The 19,757-nt window shown below is 41.8% G+C and carries 14 protein-coding genes; 7 read left to right on the top strand and 7 right to left on the bottom strand.

Annotated features, from left to right (window positions below):
* Positions 1-34 precede the first annotated feature (34 nt).
* The 3 genes from KHM83_RS05735 to KHM83_RS05725 form a co-directional block, all read right to left on the bottom strand.
* A complete protein-coding gene (locus tag KHM83_RS05735; RefSeq protein ID WP_213235956.1) occupies positions 35-2,344 on the bottom strand; it encodes a PAS domain S-box protein in 2,310 nt (769 codons plus the stop codon).
* A 295-nt stretch (positions 2,345-2,639) separates the two neighbouring features.
* Entirely contained in the window at positions 2,640-3,806 is a 1,167-nt protein-coding gene (locus tag KHM83_RS05730; RefSeq protein WP_213235955.1) for a M20/M25/M40 family metallo-hydrolase, read from the bottom strand.
* An 81-nt stretch (positions 3,807-3,887) separates the two neighbouring features.
* Positions 3,888-5,216: a hypothetical protein gene (locus KHM83_RS05725; RefSeq protein WP_213235954.1), complete on the bottom strand. Its 1,329-nt coding sequence runs from the start codon at positions 5,214-5,216 to the stop codon at positions 3,888-3,890.
* A gap of 114 nt (positions 5,217-5,330) precedes the next feature.
* Here KHM83_RS05725 and KHM83_RS05720 point away from each other — a divergent pair, with 114 nt between their 5' ends.
* From KHM83_RS05720 to menC (KHM83_RS05710), 3 genes are read left to right on the top strand one after another with little or no spacing between them, the layout of a single operon-like run.
* Positions 5,331-6,719 (top strand): YfcC family protein, encoded by a 1,389-nt coding sequence (locus tag KHM83_RS05720; protein ID WP_213235953.1) that lies wholly within the window; start codon positions 5,331-5,333, stop codon positions 6,717-6,719.
* Positions 6,720-6,779: 60 nt separating this feature from the next.
* Positions 6,780-7,892 (top strand): o-succinylbenzoate synthase, encoded by a 1,113-nt coding sequence (menC, locus tag KHM83_RS05715; RefSeq protein WP_213235952.1) that lies wholly within the window; start codon positions 6,780-6,782, stop codon positions 7,890-7,892.
* Between the two features lie 30 nt (positions 7,893-7,922).
* Positions 7,923-9,035: an o-succinylbenzoate synthase gene (menC, locus tag KHM83_RS05710; protein WP_213235951.1), complete on the top strand. Its 1,113-nt coding sequence runs from the start codon at positions 7,923-7,925 to the stop codon at positions 9,033-9,035.
* A 256-nt stretch (positions 9,036-9,291) separates the two neighbouring features.
* Here menC (KHM83_RS05710) and KHM83_RS05705 read toward each other — a convergent pair whose 3' ends face one another.
* The 4 genes from KHM83_RS05705 to KHM83_RS05690 all read right to left on the bottom strand — a co-directional run bounded on the left by KHM83_RS05705 (position 9,292) and on the right by KHM83_RS05690 (position 15,208).
* Positions 9,292-10,386, bottom strand: coding sequence for an HD-GYP domain-containing protein (locus KHM83_RS05705; protein WP_213235950.1), 1,095 nt, complete (start codon positions 10,384-10,386; stop codon positions 9,292-9,294).
* A gap of 452 nt (positions 10,387-10,838) precedes the next feature.
* A complete protein-coding gene (locus KHM83_RS05700; RefSeq protein ID WP_213235949.1) occupies positions 10,839-12,857 on the bottom strand; it encodes a methyl-accepting chemotaxis protein in 2,019 nt (672 codons plus the stop codon).
* A 92-nt stretch (positions 12,858-12,949) separates the two neighbouring features.
* Positions 12,950-13,993 carry a response regulator transcription factor gene (locus tag KHM83_RS05695; protein ID WP_213235948.1) on the bottom strand — a complete coding sequence of 348 codons (1,044 nt, stop codon included), beginning with the start codon at positions 13,991-13,993 and terminating at the stop codon, positions 12,950-12,952.
* 249 nt (positions 13,994-14,242) lie between these two features.
* On the bottom strand, positions 14,243-15,208 hold the full coding sequence (locus KHM83_RS05690) for a sugar-binding transcriptional regulator (RefSeq protein ID WP_213235947.1): 966 nt from the start codon (positions 15,206-15,208) through the stop codon (positions 14,243-14,245).
* A 303-nt stretch (positions 15,209-15,511) separates the two neighbouring features.
* Between KHM83_RS05690 and KHM83_RS05685 the strand changes: the two genes are divergently transcribed.
* Genes KHM83_RS05685 through KHM83_RS05670 form a run of 4 tightly spaced genes read left to right on the top strand, consistent with a single transcriptional unit; the run spans position 15,512 to position 19,734 of the window.
* The gene (locus KHM83_RS05685; protein WP_213235946.1) at positions 15,512-16,348 is read left to right on the top strand and encodes an aminoglycoside phosphotransferase family protein; all 837 of its coding nucleotides are present in this window, start codon (positions 15,512-15,514) and stop codon (positions 16,346-16,348) included.
* A 5-nt stretch (positions 16,349-16,353) separates the two neighbouring features.
* Positions 16,354-18,132, top strand: a complete 1,779-nt coding sequence (locus KHM83_RS05680; protein ID WP_213235945.1) for an NAD(P)/FAD-dependent oxidoreductase — start codon at positions 16,354-16,356, stop codon at positions 18,130-18,132.
* The gene (locus KHM83_RS05675) at positions 18,129-19,406 is read left to right on the top strand and encodes an NAD(P)/FAD-dependent oxidoreductase (protein WP_213235944.1); all 1,278 of its coding nucleotides are present in this window, start codon (positions 18,129-18,131) and stop codon (positions 19,404-19,406) included. Before KHM83_RS05680 ends, KHM83_RS05675 begins: the two co-directional genes overlap by 4 nt.
* Entirely contained in the window at positions 19,381-19,734 is a 354-nt protein-coding gene (locus KHM83_RS05670) for a DUF1667 domain-containing protein (RefSeq protein ID WP_213235943.1), read from the top strand. The genes KHM83_RS05675 and KHM83_RS05670 overlap by 26 nt, the downstream gene beginning before the upstream one ends.
* Positions 19,735-19,757 lie beyond the last annotated feature (23 nt).

The following is a 19,757-nucleotide window of genomic DNA, read 5'->3' as shown; positions in this document are numbered from 1 at the left end:
TTTTGCGCTCACCTCCTTACTTATTTAATTTCCCTTAATCCATCATGTAACTGTTTATCTTTTTGACGAGTATGTCGACATCAATTGGTTTGGTTATAAAGTCAATCATACCCGCTGTCTTGCACGCCTCTCTGTCTTCTCGACGTGCATACGCCGTCATCGCAATCACCGGAATTCGACGCGTCTTAACATTCTGTTTTATTTGCTCTGTCAATTCGTACCCATTAATACCCGGAAGCTGAATGTCCATTAGAATAAGATCAATCGCATGCTCGTTTAATATTTGCAGCGCTTCCTCAGCGTGGTATGCTTTGTACAGCTGATATCCCATTTTTGCTATGATGATCTCCATCACATTTTGATTAATACTGCTGTCATCAACGCTGAGAATCTTTTTCTGATCGTAGCGCATTTTAAAATTGGATTGCTCCAAGTGAAAATCACGCACCAATACATCATTTTTTTCCATACTGATTTCAAAAGGACAGGTTATTGTAAATTTACTGCCTCGGCTGAGCCTGCTTTCACATTTTATATTTCCCTTCATCGCTTCAATATACTGTTTAGCAATTGCCAGCCCCAATCCTGTGCCGCGAAAAGCTTTACTCATGGATTCATCAACCTGCATAAATGGGTCAAATACTTCAGCAAGGCGACCATCTGGAATACCTATTCCCGTATCCTCAATTTCAATGCCGATCATCATTTGATGTTTGCTGCGTTGCATACATTTTGTTTTCAGTGTAATTCTGCCGTCACTTGTAAATTTTACGGCATTGGCAATGATATTGCCAAGCACCTGTTTAAATTTCTGCGGATCACCCAGCACGTCCGCTTGAATACTTGGATCAAAGTAATATCCCACCTCAAGGCCTTTCTCATTCGCCCCAAGTTGAAGTTCATTAAACACATCCAGCATTAATAATTTCATTGAAAACGGTACACAGTTGAGTTTGATCCCGCTTTGCTCTGCTTTTGTCATATCGAGAATATCAGATACAATACTCTTTAATGTCGTTGCCGATGTTTCAAGAATGGCCATTAGTTTTTGCTGATCCGGATCGTAGCACCCCGACTTTTTTAATAATTGTACGGCAGAAATAATACCGTTGAGCGGCGTGCGAATTTCATGGCTCATATTCGCGAGGAAGAGACTCTTGGCTTGATTAGCGCGTTCCATCTCAGTTGTTAGCGCTTTCATCTCTTCATTATTTTTTATCAGCGCCTCTTCAATTTCTTTATAGTCCGTTATGTCTTCATTGGTTCCAATAATGCGCATCGGCATACCAAACGTATTATAATTATAGACTTTTCCCTTTGTGCGCATCCAACGATAACCGTTGTGTTTTGACAAAATGCGAAACTCATAGACTATGTCGCCCCCTGATGCCAACTGCGATTTAAATGTCGACCGGATACGCTCGAGATCATCGGGGTGCACCAGTGCCCGCCAAGCTTCACAAGTTTTATCGATGTCTTTTTCTGAATAGCCCAACAAATGGTCCATACTATTAAAGATCGCCGTTTCACCGTTAATTAATTCTATATCCAAAACGCTGAAATTACCACCTTCTAGCGCCACCAGCGCACGTTCCTGCATCTGTTTCAGCGCATCCTTCATCGCTCGAATCTCAGTCGTATCACTGTAGATACCAACATAGCCCGCCACCAGATCATTTTGATTTTGAACCGTTGTGTAGGATACGGACAATGGGATGAGATGCCCGCTTTTATGTAATCGCTTTGTTTCAATTCTGCATATGGCTTTACAGAGCGGCAGTAATCGCATGATCATTTCAAATTCTGACAATTTTTCTTCAGGGATCAGTATATTTGCCGGCTGATTGATCAATTCGGCTTCCTGATAGCCCAATATCTTTTCAGTTGCTCGGTTGCAGCGCGTGATGCGCGCTTGTGCATCAAGGGTTATAATGGCTTCTTCTGCAATATTCAGGGATGCCTCGAATAATTTGGATTGCTCTCTGTGCAGCACTGTTTTCGACAGATCGGTAATCACACTGATGGTAAACCTTTGTCCAACATCAGGTCCATGTATCGAACGTACTTTTACCGGCGCCATAATACCGCTGCGTTTTTGATGATAGGTCTCAAATGCAATGCCCGTTTCAAGCGCCTCATTGAGCTGTGCTTTGATCATACCGTATGCATCAGTTGGTCTCAGATCAAATACAGTCATCGCCAGCAGCTCATCCAGTGAATACTCATAAAATGCAACTGCTAAGTGATTCGCATATCTTATTTTCCCAACGGGTGAAACGACAATGACAATACTCAGCATGTTATCCAATATTTGTTTAAAGACATCTTCGTCAAAATGTTTCATTTGAACTTCCTCACCGTGCAGCATTTATTCAGAAACATGCATTTTCGCCTATTTATCAGCAATCGTGTTCACAAACCTTGCGATAATGTAAGCTAGGACTATTATACTATTTTAATTTTTTTATTACAATTAAATTTAATGCCATATTTATACATTCATTTGTATTTTATAAAAAAACCACATGCACTGCCGGTATCGTGAATGAACAGTTTATGGTTTGTCCATTTAATCACTCGCAACCGTATCAATACATGTGGCTTTCAATTTAATCTGCTTTTTCTAAAAGCATTTTATTCTATAGTGCTTTGTTTTCCAGTCTAAGGATTGATGCAGTGATGAGTTTAATACGCTCCTGTGCTGAAGCAATCACTGCGTATTCACGATCTGTGTGATTCCACTCACCTTTTGCACCCATGCTGCAAAGTACCGGCAGACCTGTTTCCGTCAAATAAGAAGCATCCGATGAACCGCCGAGGTGTGCTGGCGTAACAGCACCAAATCCCAGCATTTGAGAGGTTTCGTCTACTAATTGATAGAAGCTTCCATTTACGGTATCCATAAATGGCGGGAACATGCTGTTGATACTCGCTTCAGCTGTTGCTCCAGGAATCGTCGGCGAACTGCAAATGGCTTCAATGTCATTTTTGATTCGCGCACCATCTTCAGTATTGTAATAACGGATATCGACATTGGCTTCTGCTAAATGCGGTACTGCATTTGAAATCGCGCCACCATGAATAATACCAACACTGAAAGTTACATCTTCATATTTTTGATTGAGTTCATTAATCTTGACAACGATATTCGCCAACTCATAAATAGCATTGATCCCATCTGCAAAATTTGCACCTGCATGTGCTGATTTGCCATGTACTTTTATTTCGTATTCAATGCGTCCTTTTCGAGCAACAGTAATACTGTTATCAACGAGCCCCGTCTCCATATTGAAAGCGCATTTATAGCCTTCGCAAGCTTCTTGCATCTTTTGAGCAGCATCTGAATACGCATGACCATGCTCTTCATCACCACAGATAACAATTTTAATTGGTTTTGTGTATCCAAGTTCTTTCAATAGCTTTGAAATGTAGATCATTAAGTTAATGCCGCCTTTCATGTCAAGCACGCCGGGTCCGTAAACACGACCGTCTTCGACTCTGAAAGGAATTTCTGCAAGTGTTCCCGTTTTAAAAACAGTATCCATATGCCCCGTCAATATGATACCTTCGCTAGGATCACCTTCGCCCATCTCACCAATTAAAAGGGGTCCTGCATTCTCGTAAGTATGCATTTCCATATTAAAGCCAATTGCTTCAAATGTTGACTTTAAGTAAGTCCCCAAAACTTCAACTGCACGTGGATCTCTTGTATAACTTTCGAGTTCTACAATTTCTTTCCAAGTGCCAACGATGCTCGCATCGTCAATGCCAATGGCAGCCATTGCTTTTTCTATTCTGTCTAGCATGAATCAAGCCTCCCTTTTCAGACTTAGTATAGTTGACTGGTATTGGAATAAAAGAGGCGATAATTTGTCCGAAATTCAATTTCACTTTGATAAACTGATATCGTAAATATCGCTCGGCCTACCGGATTGTCCTGTGAGTCGCTTGCCGACAACCTTTGCATACCCGAAGTCTTCAAGCTTTCTGAGCAGTCGATTGGCATTGCGCTGAGAAATTGACAGTTTATCGGCCAAATCCTGCGAGGTACAGGAATTGCGCTTCTGTCTTTCAATCATGCTGTAGAGTTTATAGAGCATTGTTTGCGATATGCCGATTTCTTTTGAAAGCGAACTGATGTAGTCCTCTTCAATACGGTCGACATTTAAATCATCGCCAACTAAAAAGTTCAAAGGTCCAATTGCCGCATTTTGCCTTGGAACGATATAGGTTAAGTTTTTGCTGTCTGCATCAAACTTCTCAGCTGCCAAGTTGGCATTGAACTTAGCTTCACTTGGATTAAAACCATAGCCCACGGCAATATTAACATCACAGTTGGTATTGATAAAGATTGAATTGAGCAAATAGAAGCGTTGAAGCCCATTCGTATAATCAATCAGCGTCTCCTTGTTCATTAAAATCATGAATTTGTCAATGGACTCGCTGACGACAGCAGCATGCGTATTCTTCGCAAAGTAATAGACTTCTTCAGCAACTTTTATCTTTTCGTGCATATACAAATATTCATCTTGACGTATATAGGAATACTCTTTTTTGGGTATAATTTGAAGAATTAATATGGCAATATGACCATCTTTATTGTATTGCGTTTCAAAGAGATCCACGATACCATTGATGGTCTTGATAATAATTTCTGTCGTAGGCCGTGCGTAAACACATGGTACACCTTCTGCCTCCAGCAGCGAAAGCACTGGATGAAGCGCTGTAATACAGCCTTTTACAGCACCGCTTTTAAAATATGAGTAATGATCATCAAACACACTATCGACATAGCCTTTGTCAAATTGACGCCGCTGAATAATTTTAATCGCTTTCGCATTATCCAGAGTCCCTAAGTCTTTCAACAAGTTGAAAATTGAAGAATAGGAGTAGCTGTCGATACTGACATTTCTAAAATCAATCCCTTTTATAGACATTGACAAGAATGCATTTTGCAGCGACGACCAATCTTTCTTGACATAATCGCACGGAATATTCGGGAAAAAGATGCTGTTGTAAAACTCGTACTGAAGCTCACCTGCGAAGATAATGCCCTGTAAATCATTTCGAAGTGCTTTTAGCTCAGCAGCGGTCTCTTCGTTATAATAAGCTAATTCATCAACAATATACGTCGGATGAATATCCGTGAAAAGCGTGTCGACAACCTCACGGATATATTTTAATCTCTTTTCTGATCCTAAAAAACCAATGTTCATATCATCACCTATTTCAGACAAATTTTAGACAATATTCAGTCAACAACATTTTGTATATTATGTGATTATATATTAAATAACTGTAATATGCAATTAAAACAAGGGGGGCGTCTTATGGAGCCAAAAGCTAACAAGAAAAAGTTTCAAATTCCTGATACCTATGCACTACTACTCTTTTTTATCATTTTTGCAGCAATATTGACCTACATTATTCCTGCTGGGATTTATGACAAATTTCCGGACACAACAACAATTGACCCGAACTCATTTCACTTTGTCGACAGAACACCAGTCAACCTTTTTGATGCCATTCAATCAATCAGTCTTGGTATGATCAAGGGTGCTAAAATTATCTTTTCAATCTTCCTCGTTTCAGGTGCTTTTAAAGTCATCAATGATACAGGTGCCATTGAAGCAGGTATTGACTCGCTTTCAAATCGATTGAAAGATAAAATCATTTTCCTCATTCCCGTTATTTTGACTGCTATGTCAATTCTCGGTTATTTGGAAATCATCGTTAACCAAACCATCGTCTTTATCCCAATCGGCCTCGTCATTGCCCGCAAGCTTAAGATGGACCCAATTGTCGGTCTCTCAATGATGTACCTCGGAACTTATGTTGGTTTTGTTTTCGGCGGTATGGGACCTTTTACCGTTCAAGTTGCACAAACGATTGCCGGCGTTCCGGTTTTATCAGGGATCGGATTTAGAACGGCTGTTTTCGTTATTGCACTCATTGCAACTGCAATCTTCCTCATGCGTTACGCTCAAAAAGTCATGGCTAATCCTGCGAGTTCCGCACTCGGCACTGACAAGTACGACTGGGCAGTTGACGTTCACGAAGATCAAAAAATCGATTTTGACGGCAAACACAAAATCATTTTACTCGCCATTTTCGTCGCATTCGGCATTTACATCTACGGTGCGCTGAACTACAAATGGAGCATGAATGAGCTCAATACGGTAACCATTTTCTTAGCAGTCTTTGCAGGCGTCTTAACAAAAATGTCCGTTAACGGCATGGCAAAATCTTTTATTGATGGCTGTAAAATGGCGACATACTCTGCATTGCTCATTGGTTTTGCAACGGCAATTTCCGTTGTCCTCACAAACGGCAATGTCATTTCAACCATTATTTACTATTGCTCTTTACCGCTTGCATCTACTTCAAGAATGGTATCCGGTGTTCTGATTTTCTTCTTTAACTGGATCTTTAACTTCTTCGTACCGTCAGGCAGTGGTCAAGCAGCAGTCGTTATGCCAATTTTAGCACCACTTGGCGACGTTATCGGCCTTTCTAAACAAGTCATTATTTCAGGCTACAAATATGGTGATGGTATTACAAACCTCATCATCCCAACTTCTGGAACATTGATGGGCTTTATCGGTCTGGCAAGAATTTCTTACCAAAAATGGCTGAAGTTTATTTTACCGCTCGTCGGTATTTGGACACTCATTTCAACCTGTGCTATTATCGTTGGTGTAGCCATCGGCTGGCAATAAATTATTCATTAAATCATCTGCATTTTACAGTTATTAATATAAGAAAGAGGGCACACCAGCATGAAAATCGAACGCATTGATATTATTAGAGTCAATAATCCATTCGCACATCCTTTTCAAACGAGCTTCACAAAGTTTACGGTCAGAGATGCACTGATTGTGAAGCTCTATTCTGAAGGGATCGTCGGTTATGGTGAGTGTAAAGCATTCTTTGCACCGCTTTACAACCCGGAAGATAACGGCACTTGCCTGCACATCATCAAAAACATGATTGCACCGGCAATCATTGGCAAAGACATTGCCGATCCAGATGATTATCTTTCCAGAGTTGCCTTTATTCGCGGCAACAAACTTGCCATTGCAGCTGTTGAAAATGCGATATGGGATCTAAAAATGCAGCGCGATCAAAAATCGCTCAAGACATTATTAGGCGGAACGCAATCAGAAATTAAAGTTGGTGTTAGTTTAGGCATTGAGCCTACTGTCACCGACTTGCTGAAAAAAATCGAAAAATACCTCGCTGAAGGTTATCACCGTACAAAGATAAAAATCAAGCCCGGCTGGGATCTTGAGGTCGTCAAAGCGGTGAGAAAACACTTCCCGGATATCGTCATGACGATTGATGCCAACTCGGCATATTCACTTGACGACATCGATCTTTTTAAGGCCATGGATGAATACCATCTCGCCTATATTGAACAGCCGCTTGGTGAGGACGATATTATTGATCACGCCGTTTTGCAAAAGGCTATTCAAACACCAATCTGCTTAGATGAAAGTATCATCTCCGCTGAAGATGCGCGAAAAGCCATTAGCATCAATGCATGCGGCATCATTAACATCAAATCCAGCCGATGCGGCGGCATTACCGAAGCCATCAAGATACACGATGTCTGCATGGCAAACGGTATTCCGGTCTGGTGCGGCGGCATGACCGAACTCGGCATTGGCAGAGTTCAAAACATATCACTGGCGAGTTTACCAAATTTCACACTCGCCCATGATATTGCTGCCAGCAATCGCTACTTCCATGAAGACATTACCATTCCATATGTCAACATTACAAAAGATTGTACGCTCATTGTACCAGATGAACAGAACGGCATCCACTATGACGTTGACGAAGCGGCGATCGAACGTATGATGGTCGCAATAGAAGTCATCAAAGCCTGATTATCCTTACTCACTATAAAGGAGTCCGTTATGAAAATTGAAAAAATCGTTTTGCGTAAAGTAAAGATAACTTTTAGAACACCTTTTGAAACGAGCTTTGCACGTATGTTTGACAAACACTTCATCGCTGTCGAGGCACATTCAAAAGATCACATCGGGTATGGCGATTGCTCAGCCTTTGAGCATCCGTTTTACAATGAGGAAACCATTGGTTCCGCATGGTATACCATTGAAAATTTCCTCGTGCCAATGTTGTTTAGCCAAGAGACGATTAATCACCCAGAAGATGTTAACGCGCTCTTCTCAAAAGTACGACGCAATAACATGGCAAAATCCGCACTTGATTGTGCCATCTGGGATCTATATGCTAAGGAAAATGGCATCTCCGTTTCTAAAGCACTCGGCGGTACCAGAACGGAAGTAGAAACAGGCGTCAGTATTGGCGTTCAAAATAGTTTGGATGATTTATTACATGTCATTGACGGCTACATGAAAGAAGGCTATCGTCGTGTAAAAATCAAAATCAAACCCGGCAAAGACTTGAACTATTTGGAAGGTATCCGCAAACGCTTTGGCGACATCATGCTGATGGTAGATGCCAATTCTGCTTATACACTGGCTGATCTGGAACTTTTTAAAGAAATGGACAAGCTCAATCTACTCATGATCGAACAACCGCTTTCTCATGACGACATCGTCGATCACAGACATTTACAAGCGGTTATGAATACGCCGATCTGCCTTGATGAAAGCATCCATGATGCAGAAGATGCCAGAAAGGCTATTGAACTCGGCAGTACTAAAACGATCAATATTAAAGTGGCACGCGTCGGCGGCCTTACTGAGGCTAAAAAAGTTCATGACATCTGCATGGCAAATGATATCCCCGTTTGGTGCGGCGGCATGCTTGATACGGGCATTGCAAGAGCACATAATGTTGCAGTTGCTTCCCTGCCAAACTATAAATATCCTGGCGATATACCTGCATCAGATCGCTACTGGGAACGCGATGTCATTAAACAGCCAATGAAAATTGACAGCCGAGCAATGCTCTATGTTCCGGATAAACCGGGAATCGGCTTTGAACCGGATGTCGACTATCTAGATAAGCTAACTTACTATAAACAAGAAATTAAACGATAACACTACCCCTAATGGCTTTTAGCCGTTCAATTTCTCTTTACAAACAGCCCCTCTATCGTCCTTGCGATAAAGGGGCTGCTTTTTATTTTTTTCAGTTTTCTTCTATATTATATGTCTTTTAAGGATGCCATTACAAATTCTTTAAATAGATCATCATCATTGGCATCATAATCACAATAGCATCTTGTCGTTGAAGCAAACATTCTATCAATGTGTATGAAATCTTTCGCTTCCCATTATTATTCTTTCTTCATTATCATTCTGGCGACACGTTGGAAGTGATCACTAGATTCTCGAAATACTGCTCAACATCATTTAGTGTCCACGGTGTCCTATTTGACAGTTCCGTACAGATTTCAACAGCTCTTTCATCATAGAGACGTCCTTTAAACTCATTCAAATGTCGAAGTGCAAATGACATCCCCAGCGAAGGACGATAAGGACGATGTGAATTAATCGCTTCAAAAACATCAGCCACCGCCACGATCTTTGCCTCTAAACTCATCTCATCCCCCTTAAGTCCCAGCGGATAACCAGACCCATCTAAACGTTCATGATGCTGCTTAACGATATCGGCCAATGGTGTTGACGTATGGACATTGCTTAAGATATCATATCCCGACATCACATGTGTCTTCATTAATTCATATTCAATTTCAGCCAGTCGATCCGGTTTGACCAATATCTCAGACGGAATACTAATTTTACCAATGTCATGAACGAGGCTCGCAAGGTAAATACTTTCAATTCGCCAGCTGGAAAGCCCCATTTCTACAGCAATCCTCACAGCCAGAGCCGCCACTTTCTTCTGGTGTTCAGCGGTATACAAATCACGTTTTTCTACCAATTTTCCCATAGAGGATACGAGATCCCACATTTGCTTCCGACGATTTTCAAACTTTTCGTACAGTTGCGTCTTATCTGTGACACAAACCATGAACTCACGATCGGTTAAGTGTTCATGTTCTATCTGATAGTACCGTTTAGTGATCGAATCGGTGAATAGTTTTGTTCCCTTTTTTGATAGTGCCATTAGCAATTTGATTTCTTTTATCATTTGAAGATCATTGATATTGTCGAGTCCAGTAATGGCTGTTATTTCCGATAGTATTTGCTTCATAGCAGAATTCATATCAATTAGCTCAAAATCATTCTGTCCTCCCACTTCACCGCTTTTTTCTTCAAATATGAAGATCCCCTGCTTCATATGTTCAATCAAAACGCGATAGCGTCGCTCCTTTTTCATGACTGCCTTATGCTTTGCCACCAATTCCAAGTTCATTTGGTTCAACTTGTCATTTAACGCCGTTACATCTTGATAAGATGCCTCTAATGCCTTTAAATTATGCATTCTTCCCCCCCTGACGCGCTCCCATGTGTGACCAAATTATGTAATGTTAACACCCCAAAGGCGCCCGTGAAGGTAAAGCTGCCATCTGTCTTCTGATGCGTGGTCTGTCGCTCATCGCCAATTTTTTTTGAGAAAACATGCAACTGATCACCATTACTTTTTCGTAGATCCTTTGAATGACTTTCTTGCGAAGTAGTCCAAACCAACATGCGCAAAGGTAAATGAAATTGGAATTTGATATATTTTTACCAATCGGCGATGGCATGAGCCATCCACTGAATGGTATGATTTAGGCATTTGATCGCCTATATTATGTCTGTTCCAAGGCGCATGAGATTTGAACAAAGCTTCGACAAAATTGCTTAAAATGTTCTCTATTGTCGACGTTCAGAAAATTATTACGGGCGCAGGGTGTCTTTCTTGCTTATTTTATCGTCACTTGATTGCTAATTTCACGACGTGGTATTCATCAGCTCACGATTAGCTGTAATTTTAAAGTGTGCGACCAATGTACTTAGCTGCATTGCCAAATTTTTGAGGTTCTCTCCCGAAGCTGTTAACTCTTCAATAGAGGCTGTCTGCTCATCAATAGCGGCAGAAGCTTCTTCCGTTCCCGCGGCACTTTCTTCAGAGATACCTGCAAAGTGCTCAAAAGTTTTTAGCAATTCATCTTTATTTTCAGTAAGCTGATGTGAGAGCGTCATGATATCTTCCACTGATACATTAATCGCTCCAACGGATACTGCAATGCCGTCGAATTTGTGCACGGCATCTTTCAGGCTATCTGACTGTGCAGAAAGTGCACTTTCCACATCACTTACTGCCACAACGCTGTCTGAATTTTTCTGGGTAAGTTTTTCAATTCGCCCTGAAATATCCTTGGCAAAAGTCGTTGATTGTTCTGCCAATTTCCTAATCTCTTCCGCTACCACGGAAAACCCCTTGCCGCTTTCGCCAGCACGCGCCGCTTCAATGGCTGCATTTAGTGCCAGCAAGTTCGTCTGGTCAGCAATATCTTTAATCATGTCGCTGGCCTTATCGATTTCCTGTGTATAGGCATTTGTCTCACGAACACTTTCATAGATTTGATGACTTGCCTGTTTCACAGCATTATTTTTTTCGCTGAGCATCTTCATCAGTGTGACACCTTCATTTTTCAGTGTGTCAACTTTATCGCTCTCGCTTTTTAGCGCTTTTATTTTTTCAACACTGTGATTGAGCTGCTCGCCAAATAAGTTAAGCTTCGAAACGCCACTTTCTGTTTCAGATGCCTGCATCGTTGCGCCTTGTGCAATTTCTTCAACTGTCTTGGCGATTTCAACGGATGTTGTTGCCTGAGCATGCAATGTCTCCTGTAACTCACCTGAAAAGTTTTTAACATCGGTTGAAGAACTGTCAATCTTGTGAATAACTTCCTCAAGTGATTCTTGAATCATGGCAAACGCCTTCGCTAAAACACCGATTTCATCTTTTCGCTTGATCAGCTTGTTATTCACATGCTGTGTTAAATCAAGTGAAGCGATGACGTTGGCATATTCAACCAAGGCTTGTATTGGTTTTTTAATATACTGTGCTGCAAACAGCGAAATGATAATACCAATTGCCAGAAAAACAGCGCCGAAAATTGTCATTTTGTTTTGAAGTGTCATAATCCCCGCAAAGAGTTCGTTTTCTGCAGAACTCACTGCTAGGGTCCAGCCCGTATTTGGGATGGGGACAACACTGGTTACCCGGTTTGTGCCTTCATATGCATACTCTACAATGCCGGCATTGCCAATGCCAACAGGCTCAAATGCCTTTGAAAATGCCGAGACGCCAGTCCCAGAATTGTTGTTCAGTACATTCTCGAAGTTCTCAACCAACGTCTTATCCTGGTGCACGAGCATCGTACCCTTTTCACTAAATATAAAACTATAGCTGTCTTCACCGAGTTTGATATTTTCCACAAGCGACTGTAAGTAATCAGCCGATTTAATGCCGACGAGTACCCCAGTAATCAATGAACCCTTCTGAATAGGGACAGCTGACATGATTTTAAGCTGTCCATCTTTCGAATCAACGTAAACATCGGAATAGCGCTCATCGCCCTGCAGCGCCGCCTCAATCAAGTTGTCCCCATCAACCGCCATTTCTGAGGTCCCTTTTGTGAAGGCAACGTCTCCGTTTTTACCGGCTATACCGAAGTCTAAATACCCCAATCGATCCGTTTCACCATCCAGCAGTGTCTTAATCATTGCGTCGTCTGAATCTTGCAGCGCGATGTACCGCGATACTTCTTCCAACAGCGCTAAATCGTGAGAAAGGATGATACCGACTTGATTTGCGCCTTCCTCGCTATAGGCCAGCAAATTGGAATCCAGCAACGAACGCATGGATGCTTTGCTCTCGTTAATTGATAGAACACTTAAGCCGACGATGGTCAATAATACTAAGCTAATAATAATACTGCCTACTTTCTTACCGAAATCCATAACAAGCCCCTCAATCAATTGATATATTTTGTGTTTTATTACTTAGTGTATCAAAAATACCAGATTATCCTTTAGAGAAAATGATTGGTATTTTACTGAAAATGATTGTTTTTTACAGCAAACGGTCCCAACTTCTGAACAAATGCGGCTACCGTTGTCCCAGTAAACGCTTTAAAGCGCTTTTCAAAGTAAGGACCATCTTTAAAACCCATAAGCTCCATGACGTCTGTCGTCTGATAATTTTCTTCCAAAAGAAAATACATTGCACCATAATATTTTGTACGCTTGATATAAGCCGATAACGGGATTCCCGTATACTTTTTGAAGACGACACTTAAGTGACTCTGATTGACAAACAAGCTCTCTGCAACATTCTTAACGTTTGTGTCTCGGTAAGGCGGTTTAAGGACTTGATGAACGATCCGGCGTATCATTTCACCATTGGACTGTGGCAAAAATACTTCGTTATAGTAATAGGCCATACGGTGAATTGTCTGAATAAACGCGTACTCCTTTTCCTCTTTGGACATGATCCAATTGGTACAGAAATTAGCAATCGCAAACTTATCAAACTTTAACGGTTTGAGGCAAATGTCGATAATAAGATCACTCATTAAATCGAAAATTGACTTTTTAACAGCTTGCGGCGTCTTGTGCCCATGCGTATAAAACTTGAAAATGATCAGAAAATCATCCAAATTGGCATTCGCCTGCCCCTTCACATATGCAACGATGCGCTTTCGAATCTCAGGGATAGCCTTCCCCTGAAATTTCACGTAAATTAGGTTAAAAAGTGATTCGTAAATAATTTCATCTTCGTAAGGATAGAGCCAGTAGTCATACACGCCATTTCGAAATGCCTTGCGCACATCTTCGTATTGCGCAGACGCCGATATGACAATCATTTTTTGCATTGAATTGAGCTTGGATGCAATTCTAAGGCGAAGCGCCTCGTTTTCAGGCATTTTTGTAATAATGACCTCATAAGCTGACGTATTCATGTAAAAAAATTGGGACATCGACATTTGGTCGATCGTCATAAGCTTTAAAAGCTCGGGTTCGATATTGCTGATTTGAATATTTAAGCGACGTCTAAAATCAGGATCCAAATCGACCAGCAAAATGTTTACAGACATGTTTAATCACCTCTTAACGATTAACATCATGAATAATGCTGTTCTAAACAAAAAAAATACGCATCACAAAAAATTATGATATGTATTTAGCCATCCATGTAATATGTACTTTTCCTGTTTTTTCTAGCAATAGTATCATACCCATTGTAGCCGATTTTGTATAAAAAACTAGCACAAAAAAACCCAATGCGATTAATCGCTTGGGTTTTGCCTGCCTGAGAGATGATATTATTCAACGCGGTTTCACAATTAAAAATCTGTATTTTTCAATTTCATCAGCATGACTTGAGCAGTCTGCTCATCTGTTATCAGCATCTTTACATAACCTTGTCGAACAATGCTGATAATCGGCTCAATCTTTTGCTCACCAAAGGCAATGCATATTACATTGGGGATCTTTTTCAGCGCTGAAAGCGACATACTGGTAATGCAGTAATCATCTGGAAGTTCCAATGATGTGCCATCATCATAGATAATGTGTCCCAAAAGATTAGCATGAGATTTTGTTAACCCTTTACTTATATTAATATCCTTACTGAACAGTGAGAATTCTTCAAAGTATGGGTAATCAATATTGAGTTGACCGCCAACCGATAAAATAACCGTATCAAGGCTTTCATAAGCACGATTTAATGCTTCGTATCGTTTTTGATCAATTGGCGACAGTAAGTGCATCGCCGCACAGATCGGTAGATTATTGTAATGAGGACTGCCATTAAACTTCCGCACAAAATTGTCTAGAATGACGCTCCCCTGCAAATAAGGATTATGCGTTCCCGAGAAGCCCACCGTTGAAAAAAAATTGAGTTTTTTCTCCGAAACCTGTGTCGTCAGCTGGGAAGCAACGTGATAAAGTGTCTTTCCTAGACCTATTCCAATATTATTGCACTGTGGCAACACTTCTTCGAGCTTTCTCGCCGCGAAAAAATAGAGTGCTTCCGTCTGATCCTGATTGGTTGAAAGGCGTGGCGCAACAGCAACTTCTCCCAATTGCAGCATTGCCTGAAGCTGGTTGCCCAAATAGTCGGCTGTAAAACTTTCAGGTGTACTGACACGTATTTTGACATAGCCGAGTTCCCTTGCCATTTTTAAAATACGCGATATTTGAGAGCGATGAATATTCTCAATCGCAGAAATTTCTTGCTGGTTCATCCCATCGAGATAGTAATATTTTGCTATGCGCAGTATGGTCATCTTATCATAATGCGTTTCCATCATCAGCCTCCTAAGGCAATCATAAGATCACTAAAAGAATATAACTTTTTATTTGAAGTATTAATGTATAGAACAGAATTTTGTTAACCGTTTAAAACAAATGCCATTAACTCTTTTTTATCGTATACTCACATTTGTGATTTGTCAAGTTGCAAAAATGAGTCTCTTGATCGATTCACATTTGTGTCAATTTTAACAGAGATATTGACAGTAACATCAACATTCATTATGATAATGGCAAGTGATAACATGTTTGATTCACATTTGTGATTATTGGTGAATGTAATACTTGGGGAGGGGAATATGTTAACGGATACACACGATCTTGAAACACCGCTTTTTACCAGTCGATCGTCAAAGATCTATGCCTGGGAGGGCACAAAACTACTCAAACTCTTTAATGACGAAGTTGATCCGAATCTCATTGAAAATGAAAAGCGCAATACCGTTGAAGCTTATACGAAAGGGGTCACTCGTGTCCAATGCTACGGTAAAATTACAATCGGGACACAAGAAGGCATCATTATTGAATGCGTCAAGGGAAAAACGCTCATAAGTCTCGCCGGCACAAAGCCTGCAATGGTCTTTAAAGTGCCGAAACTTATGGCAGAACTGCAACAATCGCTTCATGCTACACATACGACTGTTATTCGAAGCTATAAAGAGATGGTTTTCAGTGCACTCGATTCCAGTTACTTATCTTTTTTGACGCTTGCTGAGCGTCAAAATGTTATTGAGATCATCAGTCAATTGCCTGATGGCGATTCTATCCTGCATCTCGACTATCACCCTGACAACATTATGTCCGATGGCGAAACGGCCACCATCATTGACTGGATGACAGCTGCGCGAGGCGTACCTGCAGCTGATGTTGCCGCAACGCAGTATTTGCTTTCTGAAGGCGAAATGATTCCGGGACTCAATAAAGCCGTTCGTTTCACACTTGAGGCAATCCGCAAACAAATTTGCAAGTATTATATGAAAGCCTATAAAACGGCAACTGGCATGACCGATGAAGAAATCGCAAAATGGCGTTTGCCTTTTCTCATTGTAAGACTTGGCGTCTGGCATATCGACAGTGAAATAGAGGTTTTACAGCACAAAATCAAAGACGCTATTCATCGCTCAATGAAAGGATAATAAATATGAGCTTTCAAAGCATTCGACGACAAATAGAAACACTATCACCAGGGCTCACCGCTTCCGAAGAACGCGGATGCATTGTTTTGCGCGGTGAAGTTGACGATTGGCAGCTTGCCGTTCGCGCCGGCGAACTGGCAGTTGACAAAAAGCGCTATCTCGGTGTTATCAATCATATTACGTTGAAAGGTTTTACACAGCATCGTGAAAAACCAACGATTCAAGATACCGAACTGGCAGGAGCAACACCAGATGTCCTCATCATCGGCGGCGGCATAACCGGATGCGCAGCTGCACGCGAGCTCACGCAATACAACCTAGATATCTTATTGGTTGAAAGCAAATCCGATGTTGCCTGTGGTGCATCAGGTGCAAACGGCGGCGTCGTACACGTCGGAATCAATTTTTCAAAAAAATCGCAGAAACATCACTACAACCAGCGCGGCAACCGCATGTACGCCAATCTTTCCAAGCAATTAAACGTCCCCTTTGAACAAAAGGGACAAACGATGCTCTGTTTAAAATCGTGGGAAAAAATTCCCGTTTGGCTCTTAAAGCATAAATCAATAAAAATGGGAATTCCCGGCGTACAGTATCTTTCACGAGAAGCACTTCTAAAGCATGAACCTCACATTCCAGATTTTGTCATCGGCGGTATGTACATGCCTATTGGCGGTATTACGAATCCGTATGAACTCACCATTGCCATGGCTGAAAACGCCATTCAAAACGGCGCTAATATCATGCTGAACACTATGGTTACCGATATCACTGAAAAAGACGGTCATATTGAAAGCGTTCTTACGAATCGCGGTAGAATTTTTCCAAAACTCGTTATTAATGCAGCTGGTATTTATGCAGATGAAATTGCCGAAATGGCTGGGGACCGAACCTTTACGATCCATCCTAGACGCGGCACCGATATTATTACTGACAAGAAAGTCGGTTATATGGTAGAAAGCAGTATGGGCATATCGCCTTTTGCCATTATGCCGCATCAGCTAACCGTCGTTCCAAAAAATCCTGTTAAGCGCTTTCGCTATTATATGAAATCACTACTCGGTAAAAATCATACAAAAGGTGTCGGCCTTATACATTCGGTCCACGGCAATATGCTAATCGGGCCAAACGCTGTTGAAACACCAGACCGAGAAGATACTGCAACGTACCGTGAAGAAGTCGCCAGTATTTTGGAAGTACAGAAACAAGTCGCTGTGGGACTTTCAAATGCAGATATCATCGCTTATTTTACCGGTGTTCGCGCAGCAACATATGAAGAAGATTTTGTCGTGCGGAAAGGCATTTTTACAGACAATATTATCGAAGCCGCCGGCATTCAGTCTCCGGGCCTCACAGCCGCACCTGCTATTGCAGAAGATGTTGCAAAATGGGCTGTTGATTATTTAAGTCAGTCTACTGTTATAGAACGAAATGCTCATTACAACCCTAATCGCCAAAATCCGCCAAAAATGAGTAATCTGGACGATACTGCCCGACATGCCCTCATTAAGGAAAATCCTGACTACGGCATCATTATTTGCCGCTGTGAAGAAATCAGCAAGGGTGAAATTTTGGATGCCCTCAACAGCGAACTCTGCGTTCCTACACTGGATGGTATTAAAAGGCGCTTGCGCCCCGGCATGGGACGATGTCAAGGCGGATTCTGTGCACCACTGATTACGCAGATTATTGCTCAGCATCAAAACGTTAGTCTTTCTGATGTCCGTAAGCGCTCACAAGACGCCGTTATTCTCTATCATACGACAAAGGGAGGCAGATTATGAACAGACATGATGTCATTGTCATCGGAGGCGGCCCAGCAGGACTCGCCGCGGCGATTGCTGCTCATCGTGAAGGCGCCAGCACCCTACTCATTGAACGCGAGGCGAGGCTTGGCGGTATTCTCAAACAATGTATCCACGACGGTTTTGGCCTCGTTCACTTTAAAGAACAGTTAACTGGACCCGAGTATGCAGAGCGGTTTATTGAGGCATGTCACCAACAAGGATTACAAATGCTAACCCTTACTTTCGTGACTAAAATTGAGAAGCACGGTGATATTTTTATCGTTTCCATCGTCAATCGCAACGGTGTCAGCAAACATGCCGCAAAGTCAATCGTCCTCGCTACCGGCTGCCGTGAACGAACGGCAAAGCAGATCTTCATTCATGGTACACGCCCATCAGGGGTTTTTACTGCCGGTACCGCGCAGCATTATATCAATCTCCTCGGCTATATGCCGACAAAACAGTGTGTCATTCTAGGCAGCGGCGATATTGGCCTCATTATGGCGAGGCGCTTAACACTAGAAGGTGCTAAAGTCTTAGGTGTTTATGAAGCAAAAGCAACACCATCCGGCTTAACACGCAATATCCATCAATGTCTTTACGATTTCGATATTCCGCTGCACTTGTCGAAGACGGTCACACGCGTCTACGGCGGCGATCGTCTAACTGGTGTTGAAATTTGTGCTGTTGATTCCCAAATGAATCCGTTACCTGAAACCGCCGAATACATCGAATGCGATGCCTTAATATTGTCCGTCGGTCTTATTCCAGAAAACGAATTGGCAGAAACGCTCTCCGTCAAGCTTGACCCTAAAACAAAAGGGCCAATCTGCAATGAAGATTTTATGACAAGCGTCGACGGTGTATTCACTTGCGGCAACGCATTGCATGTCAACGACCTCGTTGACTACGTTTCTGAGAGTGGTGATATTGCCGGAGCTGCTGCTGCACATTATACACAGGCGCCGCACAGTGAAATAACATTTCACACAGGCCAAAATGTGGCTTATATTGTACCGCAGCAACTATCCCAGAAGGTAACAGCTGAAAAAACGGTCCTTTATTTTCGCAGTGCAAAGCCTATCGAACGCTGCCAATTGTTTATAAAAGTCAATAACGACATCGTTTATAAAAAATCGTATGCCTTTCTTAAACCGCCGGAGATGGAACGATTGCTGTTTGACTTCTCAGCACTGAATCTTCAATCCGACGATCACGTTACTTTTGAAATTGAGGAGGAGAGCCATGACCTGCATCATTTGTCCAAATAGCTGTCAGATGACTGTTGAAGCTTCAGGTGATACTTATAACGTCACAGGGCACAAATGCGCCCGAGGCAAAGCATTTGCAATCTCAGAAATAACAAATCCAACGCGAACGCTTTGTACGACCGTAAAAGTTAATGCTTCATATCTTCCGGTCATTTCTGTAAAAACATCTGGTCCCATCCCGAAAAATCGATTAATGGATGTCATGCACGTGCTTCATGCCATAACGGTAAACGCACCCCTCACATGCGGCGAAGTTGTCGTGCATGACATTCTCGGGTTGGGGGTCGATATCGTTACGACGACCAGTCTTTCAGATATTTCATCGTAAAGATGATTAAATTCATGTTACTT

The sequence above is a fragment of the Fusibacter paucivorans genome (assembly GCF_018390735.1).
Lineage (GTDB): Bacteria > Bacillota > Clostridia > Peptostreptococcales > Acidaminobacteraceae > Fusibacter > Fusibacter paucivorans.
This window is presented reverse-complemented; position numbering and strand designations above follow the sequence as displayed.

Excerpts from the sequence above, each read along its gene's own strand:
- KHM83_RS05735 (WP_213235956.1), bottom strand. The coding sequence starts at position 2,344 with ATGAAACATTTTGACGAAGATGTCTTTAAACAAATATTGGATAACATG.
- KHM83_RS05730 (WP_213235955.1), bottom strand. The coding sequence starts at position 3,806 with ATGCTAGACAGAATAGAAAAAGCAATGGCTGCCATTGGCATTGACGAT.
- KHM83_RS05725 (WP_213235954.1), bottom strand. The coding sequence starts at position 5,216 with ATGAACATTGGTTTTTTAGGATCAGAAAAGAGATTAAAATATATCCGT.
- KHM83_RS05720 (WP_213235953.1), top strand. The coding sequence starts at position 5,331 with ATGGAGCCAAAAGCTAACAAGAAAAAGTTTCAAATTCCTGATACCTAT.
- menC (WP_213235952.1), top strand. The coding sequence starts at position 6,780 with ATGAAAATCGAACGCATTGATATTATTAGAGTCAATAATCCATTCGCA.
- menC (WP_213235951.1), top strand. The coding sequence starts at position 7,923 with ATGAAAATTGAAAAAATCGTTTTGCGTAAAGTAAAGATAACTTTTAGA.
- KHM83_RS05705 (WP_213235950.1), bottom strand. The coding sequence starts at position 10,386 with ATGCATAATTTAAAGGCATTAGAGGCATCTTATCAAGATGTAACGGCG.
- KHM83_RS05700 (WP_213235949.1), bottom strand. The coding sequence starts at position 12,857 with ATGGATTTCGGTAAGAAAGTAGGCAGTATTATTATTAGCTTAGTATTA.
- KHM83_RS05695 (WP_213235948.1), bottom strand. The coding sequence starts at position 13,993 with ATGTCTGTAAACATTTTGCTGGTCGATTTGGATCCTGATTTTAGACGT.
- KHM83_RS05690 (WP_213235947.1), bottom strand. The coding sequence starts at position 15,208 with ATGGAAACGCATTATGATAAGATGACCATACTGCGCATAGCAAAATAT.
- KHM83_RS05685 (WP_213235946.1), top strand. The coding sequence starts at position 15,512 with ATGTTAACGGATACACACGATCTTGAAACACCGCTTTTTACCAGTCGA.
- KHM83_RS05680 (WP_213235945.1), top strand. The coding sequence starts at position 16,354 with ATGAGCTTTCAAAGCATTCGACGACAAATAGAAACACTATCACCAGGG.
- KHM83_RS05675 (WP_213235944.1), top strand. The coding sequence starts at position 18,129 with ATGAACAGACATGATGTCATTGTCATCGGAGGCGGCCCAGCAGGACTC.
- KHM83_RS05670 (WP_213235943.1), top strand. The coding sequence starts at position 19,381 with ATGACCTGCATCATTTGTCCAAATAGCTGTCAGATGACTGTTGAAGCT.